The organism is Nocardia macrotermitis (genome assembly GCF_009604405.1).
Taxonomy (GTDB): Bacteria; Actinomycetota; Actinomycetes; order Mycobacteriales; family Mycobacteriaceae; genus Nocardia; species Nocardia macrotermitis.
On sequence record NZ_WEGK01000002.1, the window covers coordinates 666,616 to 688,986 of the forward strand.

Here is a 22,371-nt window from a genome sequence, read left to right on the forward strand (position 1 = left end):
AGGGGCGATTGTGATCTATCGGATGCAGATCTATCAGGCGGTCGGGGAGAATCTCGCGATCTTCCACGACTACTTCCGGATACATCTGCTGCCGGTGCAGTTGCGGCACGGCGCGCGGTTGGTGGGGCGGTGGGAGACCGACGACGGGCGGGTGGTCGCGGTGTGGGAGTACGACGATCGCGATTCCTACGACCGTATCCAGGCCGCGGTGGCGGCGGATTCGGCGACGCCCTGGGCGGAGGAGTTGCGGCGGGAGCTGCCCGCGTTCTTCACCGAACGTGACGAGGTGTTCATGCGTTCCGCGCCCGCGTCGGAGGAGCTGGGCGAGCCGGGGGTGTGAGTTTCGCCGTGCGTGTGATGGTTCACAGAGCGATGTGTATCGGTGGGGGTGCGGATTAGGGTTCCGATATGCGTTGGGGTCGTCGGGGTGTTCGATCAGATCGGTTCGCGGGTGTGGATATCTATGTATTCCACAGGGCGGCAACGGAACTCGGGTTCGAGCTGGATGCGGCGCAGGGGCGTGCGGCGGCTGCGCTCGCTGCGGGGGATCGGAGTCTGTATCTCTGGGGGCCGGTGGGACGCGGTAAGAGTTGGTTGATGGCAACGTATTTCGACGCGTTGCCGGACGGGCGGAAGTTGCGGGTTCATTTCCACGAGTTCTTCCGGGATCTGCACGGGGCCATCCGGGCCAACGGCAATGATCTGTCGGCGGCGTTGGATGATCTGCTCGGTGCGCGAGATGTGTTGTGTTTCGACGAGTTTCACGTTCACGACGTCGCGGATGGCAAGTTCATCTCGCGGTTGCTGGGTGAGCTGTTCGATAGAGATATCCGGCTGATCGTGACCTCGAACTATCCGCCCCGAGCGCTGCTGCCCAACCCGCTGTTCCACGACGATTTCGTGCCGACGATCGAGTTGATCGAGCAAGCGTTGACGGTGCTCGCCGTGGACGGCCCCGTCGACTATCGCACCACCGGTGGGCACGAGACCGGGTTCGCCGCTGGATGGTGGGTCAGCCCCGGTACATCCGAGCAGCTCGAGCGCCTCGGACTCCATCCGCCCGGACCGGACGAATCCCGCACCCTCGCACCGACCGGACATCCGATCCGGGTGACTCGCGCGGCCGAATCCGTGCTGTGGATCGACTTCGCCGAACTATGCGAAACAGCCACCGCCCCAACCGATTACCTCGCCCTGTCCCGTGATTTCCCGCAGTGGGTGGTCAGCGGCGTCCCCGCCCTCCGAACCATCGACCGCGAACCCGCACAACGCTTCGCCAACGTCGTCGACGTCCTCTACGACCGCGACGTCACCCCGATATTCCTCGCCACCACCCCACTCACCACCCTCACCGCCGACGCCCGCCTCCCCGTCGACATCGAGCGAATCATGAGCCGACTCGGCCAGCTCGGCCGCCGTGAACTCGATTCCGCCGGGATCGCGACGCACCGCTGAGCTTTCGGAGGCTCGTGGGCTGGCTGTATTCGTCGGGAGGGTATCAACGAGTTGCGCTCACCTCCGGGGCGGAGGTGAGCGCTGGTGTCGTCAGGTGAGGACGTCGGTGATCGTGGTCGCGGTGAGGGCTTGGTGGAACCAGGTGCGGAGCTTGTCGGTGTCCTGGCAGGATCGGATCTGTTGTTCGGCTTCGTCGGGGACTGTGATCTCGCGACTCCGGAGCAGGTCCAGGATGTTCTCGATGATCATGGTCTTGCCCCTGGCCTCGCCTTCGACGCGGCCTTCGACGCGGCCTTCGACGCGGCCTTCGGCGCGGAGGCGTTGGGCGGTTTCTCCCTTGAAGAAGGAGAGGTTGATGCTCATCAGGTCACTCCATTTCTTGGCTGCGGCTGAGCCGCTGAGGCCCAGTTCGGTCAGTTCGGTGAATACGGTGGATTCATCATCGGGGCCTAGTTGTCGCATCGCGGCTGCGAGTGCATCCAGTATCGCACCGATGTCGGGTTCGTTGACGTGGGTGATGGCGGAGAGGGTGGCCAGGGGGATGTCGGAGGCGGCCTCGTCGGGGTCGGTGACGGCCGGGACGTTGTGTGGGCCCAGGACCAGTGGTTTCACTGTCAGGCTCGGCCATTGGGGGAGGCCGAGGGAGATTGGTTGTGCGGCCCATGCGGCCGTGGCGCGGTCTCGGCAGACGATCACCAGGACGACCGGCATCTTGTAGGTCGCGTGCAGGTAGGCCGCGTAGTACGCCCAGGCGCTGAGTTTGTCGGGGTCCTTGTCGTTCTGTGCCTCCATGGCGAGCAGGAAAGGGCCGTCGGTGTCGGTGGTGATCGCGATCAGGCTGTCGATACGCCGTTCCAGTGGGCGATGTTCGGACAGGTCGTTGGTGTAGATCGAGACTTCTGTGGGGGTGCCGAAAGGGAGAGCGAGGCGCTTGAAGGCGCGACCGAAGACTCCCGGATCTTCTTGGAACAGGCGATGCATCGCCTCGTGAGGTTTGCCGACCATGAGGCGAAGATATGCGCGAAATATGTTCTGGGGCCACATGATTCGATGGATTCGTGTGTGGTCCACCACAGGGCGGTCCGTGCTGGACCGTTGGTGGGCGGTCCGTGCTGGACCGCCGGTGAATTCGGTGGCTTTTTGTATCGGGGGTTGGTGAGGGGAGGGGAGGGGGTAACGTCGGCGGGAACCGGGCACGGTTGGCGGTCGGCGCACAGGTGCGGTGGGTGGTGGGCGTGTTCGGTCCTCGGCCGTGGGCATCGGGCGTACCGGTCGGGGCTATCGCTAGGAGCGTTCATGACCTTGGCCAGTACCGGGGATGTCGATCAGGCAGTTGCGTTTGCGGACGTTCGGGCTGCCGAGAAGGCGGCGGAACTCGAGCGGAATGTGTTGGCGGCGAAGACCGTTGCCGTCTACGCACAGGATGCCGCCGAGTGTGTGGATCTGCTCGCTATGCTCGGGTTGGATCTGGCCGACTTGAAGTAGAACGGCTGTCGATCGGCGGGCCGGATGGAAGTTCGGTCCGCCGATCAGCTGTGCTGCGGAAGTATTACGAGGGGCGGCGGGTGCGGAGGTGGGATTCGTGTTCGCGGTCTTCGCGGTAGTAGGTGGCCGTTAGTTTTGTTATGCGGTTTACTTCTGCGGCAAGGGATTTGGGGGTTATGGGTTTGGCTACTATGGGGTCGGTGGTTTTCACGTAGTAGCGGCCGTCGGGGTAGTCCATCCACCAGAAGGAGCGGCCGGGGGTGCGGCGGGCGTCGAGGGCGGGGCCGGGGAAGATCATCACTTCGCCGTAGGCGGTGCGGGGGCGGTCGAAGACGCGGTCCAGGCGGTCGGTGAGGGAGGGGCCGCGGCGGACGGGGTTGAGGCGGTCGCGTTCCAGGTCGTCGCGGCGGATCTCCAGGGCGGGTTGGGCGCCGGGTCTGCGTTTGGGCAGGGATTCGACCGCGTACTCGCCGATTTGCGTTGCGGCGCAATACTTCACGACGACCTCGCCGCCGGAGTCGGGCGCGGTGCCGGGGAGTTGGACGATGACCGCACCGGCGTCGTCGCGGACCGCGGCGTGGAAACGGTAGATCTGGTCGTGGTCAGGGCCGCCGAAACCCTTGGCCTCCACCCGCGCATCGGGATTGACCAGGACCGCGAGCGCGCGTTCGAGGTCGGGATCGTACTTGGTGAGCAGCGATTGGACCGCCGCCTCGCGGGCTCGCTTCAGATCGTCGAAATCCTCGATATCGGTGCGATGCTGTAGTGGGTAGGGCAGGCGGTCGCGACCGTATGCGGCCCAGAGGATTTCGAACTCCAGGCCGGTGAATCTAATACTTCGGGGCATCGTAGTCTCCACCGATCACGGGCGGTACGTATTTGCGGTCCTCATCCAGGCCGGTCAGCTGGTCGCCGTGCTCCTGGGTGACGAGATAGTCGGGTACACCGGACTTTTCGGCGTCCTCGGACTTCTTGCCCTGGCCGGGCGCGCCCATCCCCGTCAGGCCGGAGGTGCCGGATCGGGCGGCCGCGGCGGCGGCGCGCTCGGCGGCAGCGGCGGCCTGTGCGGTGCCCGAGGTGCCCGGGATGCTGCGGCCCGGCGTGGCGGAGGTGGAACCGGGTTGGTTGCCGGTGCCGGAATAGGTTGGGCTGCTGGTGGATTGGAGTCCGCTGCCGGAGTAGTTGGAGGTGTCGGCGGTGTTCGGGGTGTATTGGGTGGCGTTCGGGTTGTAGCCCGCCGTCGAGGTGGACTGGGGTCCGGTGGCCGAGGTGTTCGCGGAATCGCTCGGGCCGGTGGATTGTTGGCTCGAGGTCTGCGATGGGCCGGATGCGCCGCCGTGCTGGGTCTGGTCGCTGCCCGGGCCGCTGGCTCCCGAGGCCGACGGGCCCGACGCGGCAGGGCCCGAGGATTGGCTGGGGCCGGTTGCGTTGGTGGGCTGCACAGTCGGGCCCGAGACGCCGGATGGGCCGGATGCCGCCGGACCTGGGCCCGAGTCGGCGATCTTCGGTGCCGTGGGCAGATACGGGACGCCGGTGTCGGTCTGGCTGGCGACCGGGCCGTAGACGGTGTTGAGGATGCGGCGGGCTTCCTGGGTGGCCTCGTCCTTGTTGTGGTCGTTGATCTTCATGACGCCGTCGGTGGGGAGGGTTTTGCCCGCCGGGGTTGTCGTCACGGTGACGCCGGGCATGAGGTTTCTGGTTTCCTCGATGCCTGTCTTCATCTCCGACAGCTTGAGGCTGATATACGTCGAAGCCTTCTGAAGATGTGCGGACCGGTTGGAGTAATTGTTCACCGCGTCGACAGCAGCTTTGGCAGCCGCCCCGCGCCAGCCGGAATGACCGCCGTCGCCGTTTATCGTTCGGGTGAACTGCTGCTGAAATTGAGCGAACGTGCCGGTCAGGGCCATGCCCAGGTTTGCCCATCCGGTGACAGCGTCATCAACAGCCTTGATGCTCATGGAATTCACCGATTCTTGCATAGTGGTGAGTTCCATGCTGTCGTAGTTGTCTGGCGTCGTGATCTTCTTCGGCTGGAGATCGCTGGAGAATTCGGTGTCGTAGTTTCCCTGGCGTTCAGTCTTGTATATCCAGTCCCGGTCCTTGTTCCACTGTTCCTGGGCTTGGATGATCTTGCTCTTGTACGAGTTGTAACTGTCGTCGTCGCCGAAGAAGTTCTCAATATCCTGAAGTATGCCCATTATGGAATCATCTTTTCAATCTTGGCGCGCTGCTCCTCGTCTAACGCGACGTAGTTTGCAATCGCCTTGGCCACAACCTCTTTCGCGGTCTTGGCTGCATCGATGTGCTGTAGGAGAATGACGTCTATCGACTGGTCGGTTCCGGTGATCAGTTCGGAATACTTCTTCTCCAGGATTTTACTGGAATTGAAGTTGCCGAATCCTGTCATGTGACCCATGCGGTTCATGGAACTCAGTGCATCCTGAAGATTTTCTATGTGGTTGTCGCAAACTTTATCCAACCCTTTTCCTGTTTCGGGATCCAGATAGAGTTCGCCGGAGTTCGCCCGGGCGAGCAGCGTTTTCCATTCGTTGGGGTTGATCCCATCCATCACGCTTCTCCCCTCACGCGCTGGGGATGTACTGGGCCAACCCGTCCGCGAGTCGACGCACAATTGTGCAGGGGTCGCCCAAGCCGGGCGTTCCGTACCGATTCAGTACGTCGAAGTCGACTGTGCCGTCGGGGATTTGCACACTGATCGAGCAGCCGAGGGCGTTGAGCGCACCAGCGTGTTGATACTGGAGCGCTTGATGGTCTCCCACAGTGGTGGGGGCGAAACCCTGGTAGTCGGACCGCTGCCGATACTCGTCAAGAGTGTGGTGCGACGTGAAGATGGTGAAGTCGTAAGTCTTGTCCGACGACTTCCAACCGCAGACCTTCCAGCCATCGAAGGTGGTTCCAGAGACTTTGTCGCTCTTGGAGGTCGTGTCGAGTCCCAATGTCGAGACTGCCGAGTCGGGGACTGTGCATGGGTCCCACTTCGGCTGTGCGGGGTCTGTGGCGCTCGCCACGGCCGACGCACTGGTCGCAACGTCCGTGGTCGGCGACGCCGTAGTCGACTTCCCACACCCCGCCAACGCCAGCCCCGCCGCGGCGAGCAGTGCCACCACTCCGAATGTCTTCCGCGTCTGGCTCATCTGCTGCCCTCCTCGTCGGCGAAGCCATGACAATGAGGGCTGATCAGCGCATCCCCCAAACTCTGGGGGCAACCTTACCGGGGATTCCAGTACGGTGACAACGACTATGCGTCTGTGGGGAAGCTATGACCTGCGTAACAGGTGAGGAGCCGATCGGGGTGGGCCGTGGGGATCGAGACGGCTCGATCCCCACGGGCGATGGGCGATCAGGCTCGATCGAAGTGGCCGGTCCGGACGTTCGCGTTGAACGCGTCCCACTCTTCGGGGGCGAAGACCAGGGCCGGGCCGGTGGGATTCTTCGAGTCGCGCACGCCTACCGAACCCGCGGTGAGGTGGGCGATCTCGACGCAGGCCGTGGTTTCCTTGCTGCGGCTGGATTTGAACCAGTGTGCTTGGGACAGTTCGTGATTCATGCTCGATACTCCCCTGCGATCCGGCCCATGAGGGCCCTGGACTCATGCTGGTTCAAGGCTACGCGGTCCAGCTCGCCGATCGCCTTCGTATAGGAATTCACCTCGGTCTCGCGTTCCAGATAGCGATCTTCGGTGAAACCTTCCACGTAGACCACCGGGGGTTCGGTCGAGCGGGTCGAGGGAAGCCGGTCGAATTCGAGCAGCACGAACGGACCGAGGTGCAGCCCGAGATTGCTGCCCGCGCCCTGCGGGACGATTCGGATCGACACGTTCGGCCGGCGACTGAGCCGATCCAGGTGGAGCATCTGCCGATCCATCACGGCCGCGCCGCCCACCGGGTGGTGCAGGGTCGCTTCCAACAGGAACATGGCCACTTCGAACTTGTTGTCCTGCAAGCGTTCCTGTCGGCGGACCGTCATCTCGACGCGCCGTTCGATGTCGGCGCTCGAGTCGTCCGGATGGATGGTCCATTCTCCGGCGCGACGGTAGTCGACGGTCTGCAACAGGCCCGGAACCATGATGTTCTGGAACGAGGTCAACCGGTTGGCCGCCTCCTCCAGCCCGTAGTAGTGCTCGACCCCGGCGGTCAGCAGGTCCGCATAGGCCCGCCACCACTTGCCGCCGGATTTCGTTGCCTCCCTTGCCTCTTGGCCCAACTCCAGCAGCAGTCTCCGCTCGTCGTCCGAGACGCCGTAGAGGTTGCAGAGTTCGTTGATGTGCAGGCCGGTGATGCGGGTGGCCTGGCCGTCCTCGAGTCTGCCGATGGACTGCGGGGAGAGTTCGACGGCCCGGGCGGCGGCGGATTGGCTGAGTTTGGCTGCGTCCCTGAGCTTTCGGAGTCGGCGACCGAGCGAGCGTCGCGCAAGTGTCGATCCTGCCATGGCATATCCCTCACTGTCTGGTGTCGTTGGTGCTGCCCTCGCCGGTGAACCAGGTGAATTCCGTGCAGGAATGCCGTTTCTGGAACGCCTCGCGCCGCAATGCATCGTCGCCGCACGGCAGTTTTCTGGAAAATCCGTTACGGAAAATTCCGGAGTGGAAAACCGAAATGCGGAAAAGCGATGTGGGGGTACTATCGGTACCTGAACGCTCCGGGTGGGGGTGGAATTCGGGGTGGGGGTAGCACTGGATAACTCTCCTGTCTCTGGGGACATAGTAGGTCCTGATGTTCTGCTGCGCTATAACTTTGTCGACAGATCAGTAGTACACGGGAGAGCGCATTGTCCAGGAGAATGGAACGGTACCAAAGTCGCGGTGTTCCAGAGTGACTGGAACATTCGCATGCGTTCCGAAATACGAAGGAGGAAATACGTTGCGCGGCAATCCGGTATTTCACGACTATCCGCCGAATCCGTTGACGCCCGAGCGGATGCATCACGAACTACACATGTCCCGGCACGCGGACTGCACGCCGGAGACGTGCGCGATGATCTGGTACTGCCGGGGCAGGCTGATCGAGCTCGGGCGGCTGAATGCGAACGACGCGCCGGGGCAGTGCTCGATGTGCCGGGACGAAGACCCGAGCAGAGCGACGAGCGACAGAGCCGCCTCGAACAGAGCTGCCTAGAGAACTGGAGATGCCGAACCCGCTGGGGGATACGAGGATCCGATCAGCGAGGGGCGGATCCGGCCGCCGGGCGGACCAGGTGCGGTCCGCCCGGGCAACCAGGATTCAGCGGCTGGCATCCAGCGGCTGGAAGGGCAACCGAGGCAGTGGAACTCAGCTCCAGCGCTGCAACAGCCGGTTCGCCTCGGTGGCGAGCGCGGCCTGGAAGAACGGGCCGAAGCTGACCCGGGCGGCGCCGGCCTCGGCGAAGTACGCGCGGTCGTTCTGATCGGGCGTGGAGATGGCGTTGACCGGGAGCGGCAGCTCGGAGGTCAAGCGGCGCAGGGTTTCCGGGGTGTGGCGGCCGACGGGGTAGAGCACGTCGGCGCCCGCCTCGGCGGCCAGGCGCAGCCGGGCGATGGCGCGATCGGTGCGGTCCGCCTCGTCGCCGACCTGCTTCACGAACAGGTCGGTGCGGGCGTTGATCACCACGTGCACGCCCGCGGCGTCGGCGGCCTGCCGCAGCGCGGCGACGAAATCGGCGTGCTCCTGCGGCTCGCGCAGGCGGCCGCCCTCGCTGTGCACGGTGTCCTCGATATTGAGGCCGACCACGCCGGTCTCGATCAGGCCCTCGATGAGTTCGGCGGGCTTGCGGCCGTACCCGGCCTCGATGTCCAGCGACACCGGAATGTCGACGGCGGCGGTGATCTCGCGAACCCGGGCCAGCGATTCGGCGAAGGTCATGCCCTCGTTGTCCTGCTTGCCCAGCGAATCGGCCAGCGGGTGGCTGCCCACGGTCAGGGCCGCGAATCCGGCCTGCTGCACCAGGTTCGCCGACCAGGCGTCCCAGACGGTCGGCAGGATCACCGGATCGCCGGGCTGGTGCAGGGCGAGGAATTTCGTGGCCTTGTCGGCGAGTGCGTTCACGGCAGTCTGCTCTCCTGAGGTGAGGTGATGGTCTCGCGGACAACCGTAATCGCCGAGCGGGCGTCGGGGTGGGGGATGCTCAGGTTCGTCGCCGGACGGCCGGGGCGCGCCGTCGGGTCAGTGCTCGCCGTCGGTGGGCTCGGCCTGCTGCGTGTTGGGGCCGCTGCTGAAGACGGGGCGTTGCGCCTTCGCCTCGGCGGTGGCGTTCGCGGGCGTGGTGGCCGCGGTGACGGTGCTGTGGCTGAACAATCCGGGTTTCGGCCCGTTTTCCTGGTCCATTCGATGAAGTGTGCTCGTAGCGCGCGGTAAAAGCGAATTTCCGACCGGGCGGTCAGGTCGGATTGCCGTCGTGGCACAGGTGTTCGCGGCCGTGCCGGAGCGTGTCGGGCGGGGCGGGGCGGGGCGGCCGGACGAGCGGGCGTCCGGCGAGCGGGTGCGCGCGGGTCGTGTGGTCGCCGGGGCCGGTCTCGTCGGTGTGGGACGAGTCGATCCGATGCGCAGGAAAATGTGCCGGAAAAGTAGAAGTCGCATACCCGCCGAAATATGATGAGGGTCGATATTTCGGCGGGCATGCGCACGAGCCCGGTGGTCTTACGGCGGTGGTTCGCGAATTCCGGTATCGCAAGTTGCAGGTATGCGGTACCGGGTGTGCGTCTCGGTGACGGATTTGCGTTCCGGCCGCCGTACGGGCCGATGACAGCATCTCCTCGAACCGCCCGGTCCGGCCACCTCGATTTCAATCAAGGAATATTTTCATTGAAGGAAATGTGAGCCGGGCCGTTTCGTTCACCGTTCTTGCAATGAAGGAAAGTCCGAATGATGTCAATTGTCCAGTGGGTTAGCCTTCGGCTCGGCGTGTATTTCGACGGATTGTGATTCAGCCGACACGAACCGGTCGCATGCCGGACGATTGCCCGCTTCGGCGAGGCAAACCGATGAAGGTAGTGAGGGACAACAGATGAGGGAATATCGTCGTGCCGGGGTCCGGGCTTTCCGGGCCGTCGGCATAGCCGCGGCCGCCAGCGCCGCGATCGGCTTCCTGTCCACGGGAGCCGCGAATGCGGACACATTCGTGCCGTTGCCGAACGGCCATGTCGCCGATCCGGGTGTTTCGATCGACAGTGTGGGTAACAGTGCGCGGATCTCGCCGTCGTTGGCGGCGAACGGGGCGGGCCGGGTCGCCTGGTTGTCCTCGCACGTGACCGCGAATGTGACGACACCGCCCGGAAAGGTCGGGCCGTGGAACGGTCCCGCCAACAGCGCGGGAACGAACAATTCTTCGACGCATGGTTCCTCGACGATGTCGGTCGGATACCTTGTGGGTTGCCAGGTATCGCTCGGCAGCCTGTCGGCCGGGGTTTCGGCGGCGATCAGCACCTCGCCGAGCCTGTCGGGGTCGCTGTCGCTGCCGTTGGCGCCGGGCGATGTGAAATGGGTGAACTTCGACGAACTGGATATGACGAAGTCGGGTCAGTACCACTTCGATCTCCAGGATCAGCAGGTCGAGGTGCAGGGGTGCGCGGGCTACGCCCAGGCGCGCGAGGTGGTGACGGTGGAGATCATCGGCACCGACTACAGCAAGACCACACTTTACGGCCAGCCGTTCAGCCTCGGCTGAGTTCGCCTGTCGCTCACAGTATTTCGCTTCGGCGAACCCTGAATCGAGGAATACTCACATGAAAACTGCTCGTATGGGCTCGGTAGCCCGCGCGGCCGGTATGGGGCTGGCCGTGGCCGCCGCGTTCGGCTACTTCTCCGTGGGTGCGGCCAATGCCGACACCTTCGTCGCGTTGCCCGGCGGCCACATCTCCCAGACGCTGGGTGACGGGACCGTCGCGAACGTCGCCATCACCGGCGAATCGGCGAACATCAACCCGTCGCTGAACGGGACGCCGCTGAGCCGCAACGCGTGGACCAGCGGCCACGCGTCGGTCGACCTGAGCGGTGGGTCCGCGAAGGATCCGCAGACCGCGACCAAACTGGTCGTCGGCTACATCGTCGGCTGCCAGGTCGACCTCAGCAGCGGGATGACCGCGGGTGCGGATGTCACCGGTTCCACCGATCTGACCGCGGATTCGCCCAGCGTCACCACCACCGGCGACGGCTCCACCACCCTGACCCTCGCGGCGGGGCAGGCCAAGGTGCTCAAGTTGCTGGATCTGGAGAGCGCCGACGATTACGGCAACGAATCGCACAACCCGCACCAGAAGGTGACCGGTCCGCACCAGAGTGTGACGTGGCACAACGAAACCTTCGCGGTGGATGGTTGCGGCGGGTATGCCCAGGCGCGTTCGTTCGCGCAGGCGAAGGTGTACACGGCGTCGTCGATCGGATATGTGACGGTGTGGGGTAAGCCCTTCAGCATCGGGTAATCCGGACAGCTCAATCGAGACCTCCGCCGTGAAACGTGTTTTCGCTCACGGCGGAGGTTTCTTTGTATGCGAATCGCCGCTGTCCGAATTTCCTTGGATGAAACGCGCGGCGACGCACAGGTGACTCTAAGCCTTCGAGCAGGGGTTGGACAGGCCGATACGACAAAGTCGGACTCATTGTGTCCGCAACGCCGCGGGCCGATGCTGCGTGTCCCGGATATACCGGAAGGTTGAGTCGTAGATGGCCAGATATTCCAACGGTGAGTCCGTCTTTTCTCGATTGGCCCGCCTGCTCGAGGCGTTCGAGGACGACAGTCCGGTCATCACCGTCTCAGAGTTGTCGAAACGGACCGGGCTTTCGTTACCGACGGTGTCGCGGATGGTGTCCGAGCTGGTCGAGCGCGGCTGGTTGCATCGCGACGCCGATCGACGGGTGTGGATCGGGTTGCGGATGTGGGAGCTGGTCTCCCGGGCCGCGCCGACCCGGGAGTTGGCGCGTGCGGCCGTGCCGCAGATGACCGAACTCAGCGCGCGGATCGGGCAGAACGTGAACCTGAGCGTGCGGCAGGGGGTGGAGGTGATGTTCGTCGAGACGCTGTCCGCACCCAATGCCGTGCCGACCGTGTTGCGGGGGCCCGGTTCGCGGCTGCCGCTGCACGCGTCGGCGGCGGGGCTGGTGCTGCTGGCCTACGCGTCGCCGATGGTGCAGGAATCGGTGCTGGCGGGGCCGTTGCCCGCGCTGTCGGCGCGGACGGTTATCGAGCCGAATGCGCTGCGCGCGCTGTTGAGTGAGATCCGGCGAACGGGTGCGGCGTTCTGTCCCGGCCTGATCGATCCGGGGAACGCCGCGATCGCCGTGCCGCTGCGGTCGGCCGGGCGCGAGGTGGTGGCGTCGCTGTCGGCGATCGTGCCCAATACCGATGCCGCGCGGGCGGTGGTGCCGCTGTTGCGAACCGCGGGGGCGCAGATATCGCGGGAACTGCATGTGCGCAATACGCCGCCGTGGCAGCCAGGTTCGGAGGATCTGGGCGAATCGGGGGAGTCCCGACATAATGGCGGGTCGACGCCGGCGTTACGGCACGAAACGTCGCTGGTGGGGTTCAGGCGGGCGGCGTTGGGGTGATCGGGAATATCCACCCGTTGATTCCTTGAAGGAAACAGCTCCGGGTTTGAAAGAAACGTATCCGGGCTTGAAGGAAACAACTCTGGTGCTCGAAGTACGATTGAATAGAATTGATTCAGGACGTCCACCGGAAAAGGAACCTCGGAAATTTTTTGGCCGGTGGGCGTCCATTGTTTCGTATATCGGGGGTGTGTTCGGGGCTCACAGGGTTCTCCCAGTGTCGGTTGAGATGCCTGGCAGGATGTACGACCAGGATTGCTGGTCATGACCGAAACTGTCACCGCCGAGCCCGGTGCCGCGGCGCGCCCGACGCCCGCGCCCACCCCGCCCGGGATTCCCCGCGAACGTCTGCTCCTGGCGGTGCTGCTGATCGGTACGGCCGCGGCCTACTGCTGGAGTCTCACCTCGGTGGGATGGGCGAACGAGTTCTATGCCGCCGCGGTGCAATCGGGGACGTTGTCGTGGAAGGCGTTCTTCTTCGGGTCGCTCGATCCCGGGAATATCGTCACCGTCGACAAGACGCCGCTGTCGCTGTGGCCGATGGAATTGTCCGGGCGCATCTTCGGATTCGGTAGTGCCAGCATGCTCGCGCCGGAAGTGCTGCTGGGTGTGGGGTCGGTGGCGCTGCTGTGGGCGACGGTGCGGCGGGTGTTCGGGCCCGCCGCCGGACTGCTGGCCGGGCTGGTGTTGGCGGTGACGCCGGTCGCGGTGGTGATGTTCCGGTTCAACAATCCCGATGCGACGCTCACCTTCCTGATCATCGCCGCGGCCTGGGCGATGACGCGCGCGCTCGGCGACGGGCGCTGGCGGTGGCTGCTGCTGTGCGGCGCGTTCGTCGGATTGGGTTTCCTGGCAAAGCAATTGCAGGTGATGCTGGTGGTGCCGGGGTTGGCGCTGGCGTATCTGGTGGCGGGGCCGCCGCGGCTGGGGAAGCGGATCGCGCAGTTGTTCGCCGCGGTGGCCGGGCTGCTGGTGGCCGCCGGGTGGTGGGTGTTGATCGCGCAGGTGTGGCCCGCGAGTTCGCGGCCGTATTTCGGTGGGTCGGAGAACAATTCGATTCTGGATCTGACCGTGGGGTACAACGGGATCCAGCGGTTGGATACGGCCGGGTTCGGGCCGCGGGCCGGGGAACCGGGGATCACGCGGTTGTTCGGGCCGGAGCTGGCCGGGCAGATCACCTGGTTGGCGCCCGCCGCATTGGTGTTGGGCGTCGCGGGGATCGTGTTGCGGGGCAAGCGGTCCCGGACCGACGATGTGCGTGGGGCGCTGCTGCTGTGGGGCGGGTGGCTCGTGGTGTCGGGGCTGGTGTTCAGCTTCATGAACGGGACGTTCCATCAGTACTACACGATGACGATGGCGCCGGCGGTCGCCGCGCTCGTCGGCGGTGGCGCGGTACTGCTGTGGCGGGCGCGCGAAAAGAGTTGGGTGCGTGGGGTGTTCATGGTGAGTGTGGTGTTCACCGTGGCCATGTCGTGGATAACGCTCTCGCGGACACCGGATTTCGTGCCGTGGTTGCGGTGGGTCGTGCTGGTGGTCGGGGTGGTGGCCGCGGTGGGATTGACCGTGTGGACGAGTGGTCGGCTTGCGGTGGCGGCTGTTGTCGCGGCGGTGTTGGCTGGGGTGGCCGGGCCGGTTGCGTACAGCGCTTATACGTTGGTGGCGTCGCAAGGGGGCGGTGGGGGGATGGCCAGTGCCGGGCCGCAGGTTCCCGGGGCCGGGTTCGGGTTCGGGGGTGGGCACAAGGGGCCGGGGGACGGTGGTCCGGGGAAGGATGCGCAGGCTGGTGGGGCGCAGCCGGGTGGGGCACGACCCGGTGGTGTGCAGTCGGGTGGGGCACAGCCTGGAGACGCGCAGTCGGGTGGTGCGCAGTCGGAGAATGCGCAGCCCGGAAACGCGCAGCCTGGAAACGCGCAGCCTGGAAACGCGCAGTCGGGAGGTGCGCAGGCTGGTGATGCCGCGAAGCCGGGAGGCGGGCACGGTGGATGGGATTCGGGTCCCTCGACGCAGATCGTCAGCATGCTGAAGGCCGATGCCGGGCATTACACCTGGGCCGGTGCGGCGGTCAGCTCACACGGTGCGAACAGCTATCAGCTCGCCTCGGCCGTCCCGGTGATGGCCATCGGCGGGTTCAGCGGCGGCGACCCCGCGCCGACGCTCGCACAGTTCCAGCAGTACGTCGCGCAGGGCCGGATCCACTACTTCATCGCCGGAGAGGACCACGGTCCGCACGGGGACGACGATTCCGAGTCGACCAAGATCTCGGCATGGGTCCAGCAGCACTTCACCGCGACCACGGTCGACGGCACCAGCGTCTACGATCTGACCGCTGCGAAGGGATAGCCTGCGGCTGATAGGCGTTGTCGCGCAACGGGGATCATGGTCTTTGCCGGGAGATGACATTGCCGGAAGGGTTCCCGAAGCCGCAGTTCGAGCTGACGATATGGCACCGGAGGGTCTCGCGATGCGGGCTCTCCGGTGCTGTTGCGTAAGGGGATAACTGGTGATGGTGGGAGATGGCGTTGCCGATCGATCGCGAAGGCGTGGTTCGAGGTGGTGATGATGTGGGGATAGCGTTGGGGGTGGCTGGTGTGTGTTGAGTGAGGATGTGGCGGCGGGGCTTCGGTGGGGCGGGTGCTGGGGTGATGTCGGGGGCCGGGAGTTCCGGAACGGAGGTGATTCTTCCGGACCGGAAAATAGGTTCTGCCTGGGGGTTTATATTGAATCCGGCGGTTTCGGCGGTGGTTGGGGGGTGGGGTGGGACTTAGGTTGGGGGCATGTTGCGCGGGGTGACGCATGCTCCCGGAAAGGGGTGACGATGCTGGTGGGAGACCGGGCGCGGTTCGCCGTGGAATACGAGCTGGAGCCGGTCCGGGCGGGGGACGCGGAGTTGGCGCGGTGGATGTTCGGGCGGATTCGGTGGTGGTGTGGGGGCGATGCGGTGGGGCGCTTCGACAGGCACGGGACGGTGCGGGAGGTCGCGGTGATCGCGCAGCGGCTGTTGGATCAGGGCGGGGGGCGTTGTGCGGAGGGGTTGTTGAATGTGCCTGCGGCCGAGGTGGTTCGGGTGGTCACCGAGGCGCTGTTCGGCAGTGGCGAGCGGTCCGACGCGCAGATTGTGGCCGATGGGGCGCGGTACTGGCCGTTGTTCGTGAGTCCACGGACCGAGGTCTTCGACGCGTGGGACGTGGTCGTGGTCGAGGGGGCGACGCGGGCGCGGCTGATCTGGGGGTTGGTCGGGCATCCGGAGATCAGCGAATGCGAGTTGTCCCCAGGCGAATTCGACGACGTGCTACGCGCGTTCCTGGGAACATTGCACTGGGGCGGGCGGTGACCATCCGGCCCGCGTGCGGGAATATGTTGTCGAGTAAGGGAATTCGACGGAGGTCAGCGGTATGAGCAAGTCTCCGGCCACCTCTCGGGTGGGCCGGGCGTCGCGGTTGGGCGGTGTGCTCGTCGGGCAGGCGTTCCACAAGCGGCGCACGCGGTTGTCCATGATCGGGCGCTCCGAACAGGCGCGGGCGCGGCTGGTCGAGGGGCAGACGCTGCAACTGGCCGAACAGCTCGTCGCGGTGCTGGGCGAGATGAAGGGCCTGGCAATGAAATTGGGCCAGTTCCTGTCGATGATCGATCTGGATCTGGTGCCCGCCGAACAGCGCGAGGGCTTCCAGCAACGGCTGGCGGTGCTGCGTGATCACGCGCCGAGCGTGGATTTCGAGACGATGCGTGCGGTGCTGGAGGCGGAGTTGGGCGCGCCGGTGAGCGAGAAGTTCGCCGCATTCGATCCGGAACCGATCGCGGCGGCCTCGATCGGGCAGGTGTATCGCGCCCGGCTGCACGACGGTACGGATGTCGCGGTGAAGGTGCAGTATCCGGGCGTGGATCAGGCCGTGCGCGCGGACCTGCGGAATCTGGGTCTGCTGCGAATGTTGTTGGCGCAGCTCATTCCCGGCTTCACCCTCGGCGTGCTGGACGAATACCGGACCAGCGTGGCCAACGAACTGGACTACACCCTCGAAGCGCGCACCCAGCAGCAGGTCGCGGAGATATTCGCCGGACATCCGTTCATCGTTGTGCCGCAGGCGTTCCCGGAGCTGAGCAGCCAGCGGGTGCTGGTGACCGAATACGCGCCCGGTATCGATTTCGAGGGGATGCGCGAGCTGCCCGACGCCGAGCGCGATCGGATCGGGGAGATCGTCTACCGGTTCTACGTCGGATCGCTGTTCGAGTTGTCGGAGTTCTGCGGCGATCCACATCCGGGCAATCTGCTGCTGCGCGATGACGGCCGCGTGGTGTTCCTGGACTTCGGGAACTACAAGCGAATGGACCGGGCGCACATGGCTTTCGAGGTCGAATGCCTGCGCGCGGCGGCCGAGGACCGGGATGAGGATCTGTACCGGATGCTGTCCGAACGCGGCGTCATCGATCCGGAGTCCGAGGTCACCCCGGCCGAATGCTACGACTACGTGCTGGCCGCCTCGGAATGGTGCCTGGTGGACGAGGATCTGCCGATCACACCCGAATTGGCCTCCGGCGCTTTCCTGTTGGCCATAGACCCGCGCGAGGCCGAGTACGCGGGGATGCGGCGACAGAATCTGCCGCCGGAGCATGTGCATTCGCGCCGAGTGGATTTCATGACGTTCGGGACGCTCGGGCAGTTGCGGGCCACCGCGAATTGGCATCGGATAGCGCGGGAGTGGTTGTACGGGGACGAACCGTGCACGGAATTGGGCCGCCTGCACCGGGATTGGCGGTCCGGCCGAGCTGCCGAGTGATCAGGCCGGATCGTCCTGACGATGCCACGCCGGAACCGGTAGATCCCGCCAGATCCGCCGCTTCTTCCACCGGACCTGGATCTCGCGCACCAGACGCAGGGCGTCGATATACGCGATCACACCGTTCTGCGGGCCGGTGCTGGATTCGGCCCAGAGCTCGTCGATACGTTGCAGCACATCGAATTCCGGATGCTCGCCGATACTGGAGAAGATGCTCATCAACCGCTGCACCAGATCGGCCGCGCCGGAATAGTCACCCTGCCTGTAGCGGAACAGGGCCAACCCCATGAAAGCGTATGCCTCACCGAGCTTGTCGCCGATCTCGCGGAACATCAGCGGCGCCTGCTCGACCAGTTCGGTCGCGCCCTCGTAATCGCCCGCCATATAGCGCAGCACACCCAGACCGACGAAAGCGTATGCGTGCGAGACGCGGTCGCCGATATCGCCGAATATGGTCAGCGCCTGCTGAAGTCGTTCGGTGGCCGCGGGAAAGTCCTCGGTGGTCGCCAGCAGCACCGACTGGCCGGACAGCGCGAAAGCGTGCCCGAAACGGTCCCCGATGTCGTCGTAGATCCGCATCGCCTGGCGCACCAGATCGTCACTGCCCGAATAGTCTTCGCTCGCGTACCGCAGCCGGCTCAGGCAGCTCAACGCGTACGCCTCGCCGACCTGATCGCCGGTCTCGCGGAACGTGTCGAGCGCCTGGCGCAACTGCTCGACCGCGGTGGGCATGTCCTCGTCCGCGTAGTTCAACCGGCCCAGACTGCACAGCGCGTACGCCTGCCCGACGCGGTCGCCGATACCGGTGAAGATGTCCGAGGCCCGATGCAGCAGCACCCGCGCGCTGGGCAGATCGCCACTGGCATAACGCACCAGGCCCGAACCCATGAGCGTGTAGGCCCGGCCGACGCGGTCGCCGATCTCGGTGAAGAAGGTCAGCGCCAGGCTCAATTGTGCTGCCGCGCCGCGAAAGTCGCTCCTGGCATAGCGAATCATGCTGAGCTCGTTGAGGGTATACGCCTGCCCGACGCGGTCGCCGATCTCGGCGAAGATCTCCAACGCCTGGTTCAGATGTTCGGCCGCGCCCGCGCTGTCGCCGGTGGCGTAGCAGAGTCTGCCCAGGCATTCGATGGTGTTGGCCTGGCCCAGGCGGTCCCCGAGCTCCCGGTAGATGCCGAGCGACTGGTTGGCCAGATCGCCCGCGCCCGGATAGTCGCCGGTCGCGAATCGGACCGCGACCAGGTCGTTGAGGACGTCGGCCTGCCGGGTACGGTCGCCGGTGTCGCGATAGATCGCGAGCGCGTCCCGCATGATCTTCGACGCGCCCGGGTAGTCGCCCGTCGCGTAGCGGATCATGCCGATCTCGTTGAGCGCGTACGCTTCTCCGGGGCGGTCGCCGATGTTCTGGAAGATGGTCAGGGCGTCGCGGATCAGGGTGGCCGCGCCGGGATAGTCGCCGGTCGCGTGCCGGACCATCCCGGTGCCGATCAGCGCGTAGGCGTGTCCGGCGTGGTCGCCTAGATCCCGGTAGAGCACCAGCGCGTCCGCGGTGAAGACGGCGGTTTCCTCGTAATCGCCGGTGGCGTAACCCAATCGGGCCAGGCTGCCCAGGGCCTGGGCCTGTCCGCGCCGGTCGCCGGTGTCGCGGTAGAGCTGCAACGCCTGGCGCACCAGATCGGCGGTGCCCGGATAGTCCCCGGCCGCCCAGCGCACCACGCTCAGATCCATCAGAGCCGTTGCGGCCCCGGCGATGTCGCCGCTGTGTTCGGCGATAGTGGCCGCACGGCGGTGCAGGGTGATCGCCAGCGGCCACGGACCGTCCAGCCGCAGCAGGCCCGCGAGCATGGCGGTCAGGCGGACCACTCGGTCGGAATGACGTTGGGTGGCAGCGTATTCCAGGCAGGCCAGCAGGTTGGCGCGTTCGGTGCGGAGCCAGTCCAGGGCGTTGGCGAAGGAGGAGATCCGCGGCGTCGGTGTGTAATCCGCGTCGTCGAAGGGGGAGGGCGGATTCGCTTCTCCGGCCAGGTAGCGGCTGGCCAGGATGCCCGCGTCCTGATAATGGTCGAGCAGGCGGTTGACCACCGTGCGGCGGTCGTCGGCGGGGTCGTACGCGGTCAGGGCCAGGGCGTATTCGTGGAGCAGGTCGTGCATGCGGTAGCGGCCGCGCGCGGGTTCGTCCAACAGGTGGTCGGTGAACAGTGCGTCGAGTTCGGCGCGGGCCTTCGCGGCCGGGATGCCGTCCAGGACGGCGGCGGCGGTCGTGTCGATCTCGGGGCCCGGATGCAGGCTCAGGCGGCGGAACAGGCGTTGGCGGGTGGGCGGCAGATCCGCGTACGACATGGTGAAGGCGGCGTAGACCGCGCGTTCCCCAGCGGCGAACTCGCCCAGGCGATCCCGCGTGGTGGCCAGATCGGCGGCCAATTGCGCGACGGTCCAGCTGGGGTGGTGGACCAGGCGCGCCGCGACCAGCACTATCGCCAGCGGTAGATAGCCGCACAGCTGGACGGTCTCGCGCACGGCCGGGAGATCGGACTCGCCACGTCGCCCGGTCAACGTGCGCAGCAGATCGGCGGCATCGTCGGGGTGCAGGGTGCTCAGCGCGTGCGGTAGCGAATCATCGAGTGCGACAAGGCGTCTGCGGCTGGTGATCAGCGTCAGGCAGCCGGATCCGTTGGGGAGTAACGGTTCCACCTGGGCGGCGTCGCGGGCGTCGTCCAGTACCAGCAGGATTCGCTTGCCCGACAGCCGATCCCGCCACAGGTTGCGGCGGGATTCGAGGGTGTCGGGGATGTTGCGCGGGTCGACGCCGCGGCAGGTGAGCAGATCGGCCAGCACGTCGGTCGGCGTCGCGGCCGGATGTCCGGGGGTGTGCGCGTGCAGGCTGACGAAGTAGCGGCCGTCCGGGAATTGCTCGGCCAATCGGTGCGCGACCCGCACGGCGAGTGCCGTTTTACCGATGCCGGGCATACCGTCGATGGTGTGGATGGAGGCGGACCGGGCCGTTCCGGCGGCGGTGAGGATGTCGTCGAGGGCGGCATCGCGGCCGATCAGGGTGGTTTTATCGGACGGGAGGGTGTCCAGGATGAGCTCGCGGGACAACTCGCCCGGGACGGTGGGGGAGCTGATGACCGGCTGCGGGCTGCTGCCCTCGGCGAAGGCGGTCTTCCAGATCCGATGCCATTCGGAGCGGTCCAGCAGACCGGCCGGTGCGGGATTGCCGGTGCCCTTGGCCAGGGTGATCAGGGTCTGCATGGGCGGTTCGAACAGTTCGAACTGTGCCGGGAGATTCTTCCCGGAACGCCAGTCGCTGAGCCGTTGCACGGTAGGCGGTTTGGGCAGGTTGGGGCGATCCTTGCGGGTCTTGCGCACCACCCGGTCCAGGGTGGGATCGGCGGCCGCGTGGAAGAGTTCGACCAGCTTCCGGGCGAACAGCGCACGCGCCGAACCGATCTCGTTTGGGCCCCCACCGGCCGACCTTGTCACCCAACCAGGTTAACGGCACAGGCGGTGCTGTGGCGCAACAGAATTCCGGCCAATTCGAATGCGATGATCGCCGGGACATCACCAGTGCAGGAGGGTATGTATGTCGATCGGAATTCCGGGTATCACGGTCGGGCACCGGTCCGATCCGGAAGCACAGACCGGGTGCACGGTGCTGCTGCTACCGGAGCACACCACGGCCTCGTGTGAGGTGCGCGGCGGGGCCCCGGCCAGCCGGGAGCTCGACGCGCTCGCGGTGGACAAGACCGCGACCACGATCGATGCGATCGTGCTGACCGGTGGTTCGGCGTTCGGGCTGGCCGCCGCCGACGGGGTGATGAGATTTCTCGAGGAACGCGGCCGCGGTGTGCCGACGCCGGTCGGTCCGGTGCCGCTGGTGCCGACCATGGCGCTGTTCGATCTCGCCGCGGGTGATCCGTCGGTGCGTCCCACTCCCGCCGACGGGTATGCCGCGGCGCAGGCCGCCGCCGGTCCGCAGATTCTGCACGGCCGGGTCGGCGCGGGGACCGGCGCGTACACCTCGCAGTGGCGTGGCGAGCAGCGACGTCCGGGTGGAATCGGTTATGCCGAAAGAACATTGGGCCCGCTGGTGGTGGGTGCGCTGTGCGCGGTGAACGCCTTCGGCGATATCGACGACGGGCAGGGGGACATCTCGCTGGACGCCGTCGCGATCATGGGCGAGCCCTTCGCATTCGACACCGCGCGCACGCACACCACGATCGGTGCGGTGGTGACCAACGCGCGTCTGGACAAGGCGGGCTGTCTGGTCGCGGCGCAGGGCGCGCACGACGGTCTGGCGCGCGCGTTGACGCCACCGCACACCCGCTACGACGGCGACGGATTCATCGCCGCGGCGACGGGTTCGGTCGAGGCGCACGTCGACACCGTGCGGTTGATGGCCGTCGCGGCCGTCACCGAGGCGATCCGGTCACTCGCCGTGCGGTGAACGGCTCAGCCGACGACGATGGGGACGATGTACTGCTGGGCGAAGGCTTCCAGGTCTGCCGTGGTGTCCAGCGTGATCGTGCCGACGGGCTGGAGGATGAGCGAATGCACTATGCGGCAGGCGATTTCGACGCGCGTGCTCAGGTCGGAGATCTCCGGCAGCGCGCGTTCGCGCAGGGCCTGGCGCAGAATGGTGGTGCTGGCCGCGGAGGCCATGGTGAAGAAGGACGCCCCATCGGTGGTGAGTTGGGGTAGCAGACGATCGGGTTCGAGTGCGATCATGCGCTCGACGAGTGGATGGGTGCGCCAGCGCGTGACGACCGTGACGAACACTGCGGCGACCACGGATTCGATGGTGTCGTGCTGTGCGGGCAGATCGCGCAGCTCGGTCAGGACCTCCTGCACCTCCCGCGCGGTCACCGAACGCACCAGATCCTCCCGGGAGCCGATACGCCGATACACCGTGACCCGATCGACCTCGGCTTGCCGGGCGACGTCCTCGATGGTCGTCTTCTTCACGCCGAGACGCTGGAACTGGACGAGTGCGGCGTCGAGGATGCGTGCCTCGATGGACACGGTCTTGGGCGCTTCTTTCGAGGTCCGGGAGGCGGTGGGCATATATCGACGCTAGCAGCTCCCGCGTCGATTGCAACAAACTTCCTCCGTTTGTGGCTGCA

Annotated in this window: 21 protein-coding genes; 10 read left to right on the plus strand and 11 right to left on the minus strand. The window is 65.8% G+C overall.

Features of this window, described 5'->3' with window-relative positions:
- Positions 1–22: 22 nt before the first annotated feature.
- Together NRB20_RS06855 and zapE are read left to right on the plus strand one after the other, a co-directional pair.
- The gene (locus NRB20_RS06855) at positions 23–340 is read left to right on the plus strand and encodes an NIPSNAP family protein (protein ID WP_153408454.1); all 318 of its coding nucleotides are present in this window, start codon (positions 23–25) and stop codon (positions 338–340) included.
- Positions 341–453: 113 nt separating this feature from the next.
- Complete coding sequence (zapE, locus tag NRB20_RS06860) at positions 454–1,455, plus strand: cell division protein ZapE (RefSeq protein ID WP_319944567.1); 1,002 nt, start codon at positions 454–456, stop codon at positions 1,453–1,455.
- A 90-nt stretch (positions 1,456–1,545) separates the two neighbouring features.
- Here the strand turns inward: zapE and NRB20_RS06865 are convergent, their stop codons facing one another.
- Positions 1,546–2,460, minus strand: coding sequence for an RpnC/YadD family protein (locus NRB20_RS06865; RefSeq protein ID WP_153408458.1), 915 nt, complete (start codon positions 2,458–2,460; stop codon positions 1,546–1,548).
- Positions 2,461–2,751: 291 nt separating this feature from the next.
- Between NRB20_RS06865 and NRB20_RS06870 the strand changes: the two genes are divergently transcribed.
- Positions 2,752–2,940: a hypothetical protein gene (locus NRB20_RS06870; RefSeq protein ID WP_153408460.1), complete on the plus strand. Its 189-nt coding sequence runs from the start codon at positions 2,752–2,754 to the stop codon at positions 2,938–2,940.
- 64 nt (positions 2,941–3,004) lie between these two features.
- Here NRB20_RS06870 and NRB20_RS06875 read toward each other — a convergent pair whose 3' ends face one another.
- From NRB20_RS06875 to NRB20_RS06910, 8 genes are all read right to left on the minus strand, one after another.
- The gene (locus NRB20_RS06875; protein WP_153408462.1) at positions 3,005–3,787 is read right to left on the minus strand and encodes an ESX secretion-associated protein EspG; all 783 of its coding nucleotides are present in this window, start codon (positions 3,785–3,787) and stop codon (positions 3,005–3,007) included.
- On the minus strand, positions 3,771–5,138 hold the full coding sequence (locus NRB20_RS06880) for a hypothetical protein (protein ID WP_153408464.1): 1,368 nt from the start codon (positions 5,136–5,138) through the stop codon (positions 3,771–3,773). Before NRB20_RS06880 ends, NRB20_RS06875 begins: the two co-directional genes overlap by 17 nt.
- A complete protein-coding gene (locus NRB20_RS06885; RefSeq protein WP_153408465.1) occupies positions 5,138–5,509 on the minus strand; it encodes a hypothetical protein in 372 nt (123 codons plus the stop codon). The genes NRB20_RS06880 and NRB20_RS06885 overlap by 1 nt, the downstream gene beginning before the upstream one ends.
- Positions 5,510–5,522: 13 nt before the next feature.
- Complete coding sequence (locus tag NRB20_RS06890) at positions 5,523–6,095, minus strand: DUF3558 domain-containing protein (protein WP_153408467.1); 573 nt, start codon at positions 6,093–6,095, stop codon at positions 5,523–5,525.
- A gap of 206 nt (positions 6,096–6,301) precedes the next feature.
- Positions 6,302–6,508: a DUF397 domain-containing protein gene (locus tag NRB20_RS06895; protein ID WP_153408469.1), complete on the minus strand. Its 207-nt coding sequence runs from the start codon at positions 6,506–6,508 to the stop codon at positions 6,302–6,304.
- Positions 6,505–7,389: a helix-turn-helix domain-containing protein gene (locus NRB20_RS06900; RefSeq protein ID WP_194289744.1), complete on the minus strand. Its 885-nt coding sequence runs from the start codon at positions 7,387–7,389 to the stop codon at positions 6,505–6,507. The genes NRB20_RS06895 and NRB20_RS06900 overlap by 4 nt, the downstream gene beginning before the upstream one ends.
- Before the next feature lie 839 nt (positions 7,390–8,228).
- Positions 8,229–8,981 (minus strand): isocitrate lyase/PEP mutase family protein, encoded by a 753-nt coding sequence (locus NRB20_RS06905; RefSeq protein ID WP_319944568.1) that lies wholly within the window; start codon positions 8,979–8,981, stop codon positions 8,229–8,231.
- A gap of 117 nt (positions 8,982–9,098) precedes the next feature.
- Positions 9,099–9,260, minus strand: a complete 162-nt coding sequence (locus NRB20_RS06910) for a hypothetical protein (RefSeq protein ID WP_153408473.1) — start codon at positions 9,258–9,260, stop codon at positions 9,099–9,101.
- 679 nt (positions 9,261–9,939) lie between these two features.
- Between NRB20_RS06910 and NRB20_RS06915 the strand changes: the two genes are divergently transcribed.
- From NRB20_RS06915 to NRB20_RS06940, 6 genes are all read left to right on the plus strand, one after another.
- Complete coding sequence (locus tag NRB20_RS06915) at positions 9,940–10,599, plus strand: MspA family porin (protein WP_153408475.1); 660 nt, start codon at positions 9,940–9,942, stop codon at positions 10,597–10,599.
- Positions 10,600–10,657: 58 nt separating this feature from the next.
- Positions 10,658–11,353, plus strand: coding sequence for an MspA family porin (locus NRB20_RS06920; protein ID WP_227833239.1), 696 nt, complete (start codon positions 10,658–10,660; stop codon positions 11,351–11,353).
- A 241-nt stretch (positions 11,354–11,594) separates the two neighbouring features.
- Complete coding sequence (locus NRB20_RS06925; protein WP_153408477.1) at positions 11,595–12,476, plus strand: IclR family transcriptional regulator; 882 nt, start codon at positions 11,595–11,597, stop codon at positions 12,474–12,476.
- 264 nt (positions 12,477–12,740) lie between these two features.
- Positions 12,741–14,816, plus strand: a complete 2,076-nt coding sequence (locus tag NRB20_RS06930; protein ID WP_153408479.1) for a glycosyltransferase family 39 protein — start codon at positions 12,741–12,743, stop codon at positions 14,814–14,816.
- A 475-nt stretch (positions 14,817–15,291) separates the two neighbouring features.
- A complete protein-coding gene (locus NRB20_RS06935) occupies positions 15,292–15,807 on the plus strand; it encodes an Imm42 family immunity protein (protein ID WP_153408481.1) in 516 nt (171 codons plus the stop codon).
- 61 nt (positions 15,808–15,868) lie between these two features.
- Positions 15,869–17,248, plus strand: a complete 1,380-nt coding sequence (locus tag NRB20_RS06940; protein ID WP_153408483.1) for an ABC1 kinase family protein — start codon at positions 15,869–15,871, stop codon at positions 17,246–17,248.
- On the opposite strand, the gene NRB20_RS06945 is transcribed toward NRB20_RS06940, so the two are convergent.
- Positions 17,249–20,731, minus strand: a complete 3,483-nt coding sequence (locus NRB20_RS06945) for a tetratricopeptide repeat protein (protein WP_319944569.1) — start codon at positions 20,729–20,731, stop codon at positions 17,249–17,251.
- A 100-nt stretch (positions 20,732–20,831) separates the two neighbouring features.
- Here NRB20_RS06945 and NRB20_RS06950 point away from each other — a divergent pair, with 100 nt between their 5' ends.
- Complete coding sequence (locus NRB20_RS06950; protein WP_153408485.1) at positions 20,832–21,695, plus strand: P1 family peptidase; 864 nt, start codon at positions 20,832–20,834, stop codon at positions 21,693–21,695.
- A gap of 5 nt (positions 21,696–21,700) precedes the next feature.
- Here NRB20_RS06950 and NRB20_RS06955 read toward each other — a convergent pair whose 3' ends face one another.
- Positions 21,701–22,312 carry a TetR/AcrR family transcriptional regulator gene (locus NRB20_RS06955; protein WP_153408487.1) on the minus strand — a complete coding sequence of 204 codons (612 nt, stop codon included), beginning with the start codon at positions 22,310–22,312 and terminating at the stop codon, positions 21,701–21,703.
- Positions 22,313–22,371: the final 59 nt, after the last annotated feature.